2 protein-coding genes are annotated in these 2,559 nt (G+C 69.6%); one reads left to right on the top strand and one right to left on the bottom strand.

Annotated elements, in window-relative coordinates; genetic code table 11:
* Positions 1 to 461: DUF6636 domain-containing protein (locus ACFWF3_RS31775; RefSeq protein WP_379317475.1), on the top strand; the 461-nt coding region annotated here is incomplete at its 5' end.
* A 67-nt stretch (positions 462 to 528) separates the two neighbouring features.
* Here the strand turns inward: ACFWF3_RS31775 and ACFWF3_RS31770 are convergent.
* Positions 529 to 2,559: copper-translocating P-type ATPase (locus ACFWF3_RS31770; RefSeq protein WP_379317473.1), on the bottom strand; the 2,031-nt coding region annotated here is incomplete at its 5' end.

Genomic DNA, 2,559 nt, shown 5'->3' with positions numbered 1-2,559 from the left:
CACCCACCGCGCCCGGCACCGGCCCGAGTCCGGCCGACCTGCCCACCCGCGACGACGCCACCGTCGACGCCCGCGACTACCAGCAGCGCAACAACTTCTACTTCCAGTCGCCCACCGGCAACATCCTGTGCGGCTTCGTCGAAGAGGGCACCCTCGGCGTCGGCTGCCAGCTGGCCGATACGCACGTGATCCCGCCCGAACTCCCCACCTGCGACAACTCCCCGGCCCGCAAGGTCGCCGCCCACATCTACGGCGGCACAGCGGAATTCCTGTGCACCAACCAGGGCTTCTTCGTCGGCGAGCCGGTGGACGGCACCACCAAGGGCGGCGGAAAAACACTGAACTACGGCGACACCATCATCGTCCGCGGCGCCGCCTGCACCTCCACCCAACAGGGCGTCCGCTGTGACGCCGGCGGTCACGGCTTCTTCATCTCGGCAGATCAGCAGTACCTGTTCTGACTCCGATCACCGGACAGAAACAGAGGCGAGGTCCGTAGATCTACGGACCTCGCCTCTTGCCGGCGGCCTACTGCGCGGTCGACTTGAACCGGCGCAGGCGCAGGCTGTTGCTCACCACGAAGACCGAGCTGAACGCCATCGCGGCGCCGGCCAGCATCGGGTTGAGCAGGCCCGCCATGGCCAGGGGAATCGCGGCCACGTTGTAGGCGAAGGCCCAGAACAGGTTGCCCTTGATCGTGGCCAGGGTGCGCCGCGACAGGCGGATCGCGTCGGCGGCGGCGCGGAGGTCGCCGCGGACGAGGGTGAGGTCGCTGGCCTCGATGGCCACGTCGGTGCCGGTGCCCATCGACAAGCCCAGGTCGGCCTGGGCCAAGGCGGCCGCGTCGTTGACGCCGTCACCGACCATGGCGACGACCTTGCCCTCGGCCTGCAGCCGCTTGACGGTGTCGACCTTGTCCTGCGGCAGCGCCTCGGCGATGACCTCGTCGATGCCCACTTCGTCGCCGATGGTGCGGGCCGCGCGGGCATTGTCACCGGTGAGCAGGATCGGCGTCAGCCCGAGCTCGCGGAACTGCGCGATGGCCTGCGCCGAGCTCGGCTTCACCGCGTCGGCGACAACCAGCACGCCACGCGCCCTGCCGTCCCAGCCGATCGCGACCGCGGTCTTGCCCGCCGATTCCGCTTCCGCCAGCGCGGTTTCCAGCGTCTCGGGCAGCGGTTGTGACCAGTCGGCCAGCAGTCGCGCCCGGCCGACGATCACCGCGTGACCGTCGACCACGCCCTGCACACCGAGGCCTTCGACATTGGCGAAACCCTCCACCGGCAGCAGGGTGCCGAACTCGTCGCGTGCGCCCTTGGCGATCGCCTGAGCGATCGGGTGTTCCGACGAATCCTCCAGCGCACCAGCGAGTTCCAGCACCTTGCTGCCGAGTTCGCCCTCGGCGGGAATCACGTCGAGCAGCGTCATCTTGCCGGTGGTGACGGTGCCGGTCTTGTCCAGCACGATGGTGTCGACCTTGCGGGTGGATTCGAGCACCTCGGGTCCCTTGATCAGGATGCCCAGCTGCGCGCCGCGTCCGGTGCCGACCATCAGCGCCGTCGGCGTGGCCAGGCCGAGGGCGCAGGGGCAGGCGATGATCAGCACTGCCACGCCCGCCGTGAAGGCGGCGGCGATGGATCCGCCGGTGCCGAGCCAGAATCCGAGGGTGGCGACGGCGAGCGCGATGACGATCGGGACGAAGATGCCGGAGATCCGGTCGGCCAGCCGCTGTGCCTGTGCCTTGCCGGTCTGCGCGTCCTCGACGAGCTGTGCCATCTGGGCGAGCTGGGTGTCGGCGCCGATCCTGGTGGCGCGCACGACGAGTCGTCCACCGACGTTCACGGTGGCGCCGGTGACGCCATCGTCGACGCCGACCTCCACCGGCACCGACTCACCGGTGAGCATGGACGCGTCGACCGCCGACGTCCCCTCGGTGATCACACCGTCGGTGGCGATCTTCTCGCCCGGCCGCACGACGAACTCGTCACCGACGGCCAACTGTTCCACCGGAATTCGCGTCTCGACGCCGCCGCGAAGAACCGCGACATCCTTCGCGCCGAGCTCGAGCAGGGCCCTCAGCGCCGCGCCCGCCCGTCGCTTCGACCGTGCCTCGAAATACCGCCCGGCCAGGATGAACGTGGTCACGCCCGCCGCGGCTTCGAGGTAGATGCTGCCGGTGCCGTCCATCCGCGCGATGGTGAACTCGAACGGGTGCTTCATGCCCGGCGTGCCCGCCGTGCCCCAGAACAGCGCGTACAGCGACCAGCCGAAGGCCGCGAGCGTACCCATCGACACCAGGGTGTCCATGGTGGCGGTGCCGTGCTTCAGGTTGGTCCACGCGGCTTTGTGGAAGGGCAGCGCGCCCCAGATCACGACCGGTGCGGCCAGCGTGAGCGAGAGCCACTGCCAGTTGGTGAACTGCAGCGCCGGGATCATCGCCATCGCGATCACCGGCACGGTGAGCAGCGCCGACACGATCAGCCGGGTGCGCAGCGAAGCCGTCGGGTCCGCGTCGGCGACCGGCGTTTCGTCGGTCTCGGGCTTCTTCGGCGCGGGGAC

It is taken from the genome of Nocardia sp. NPDC060220 (genome assembly GCF_042727815.1).
GTDB lineage: Bacteria > Actinomycetota > Actinomycetes > Mycobacteriales > Mycobacteriaceae > Nocardia.
The sequence above is the reverse complement of the archived record's forward strand: the minus strand, read 5'-3'. Positions and strand labels throughout refer to the sequence as shown.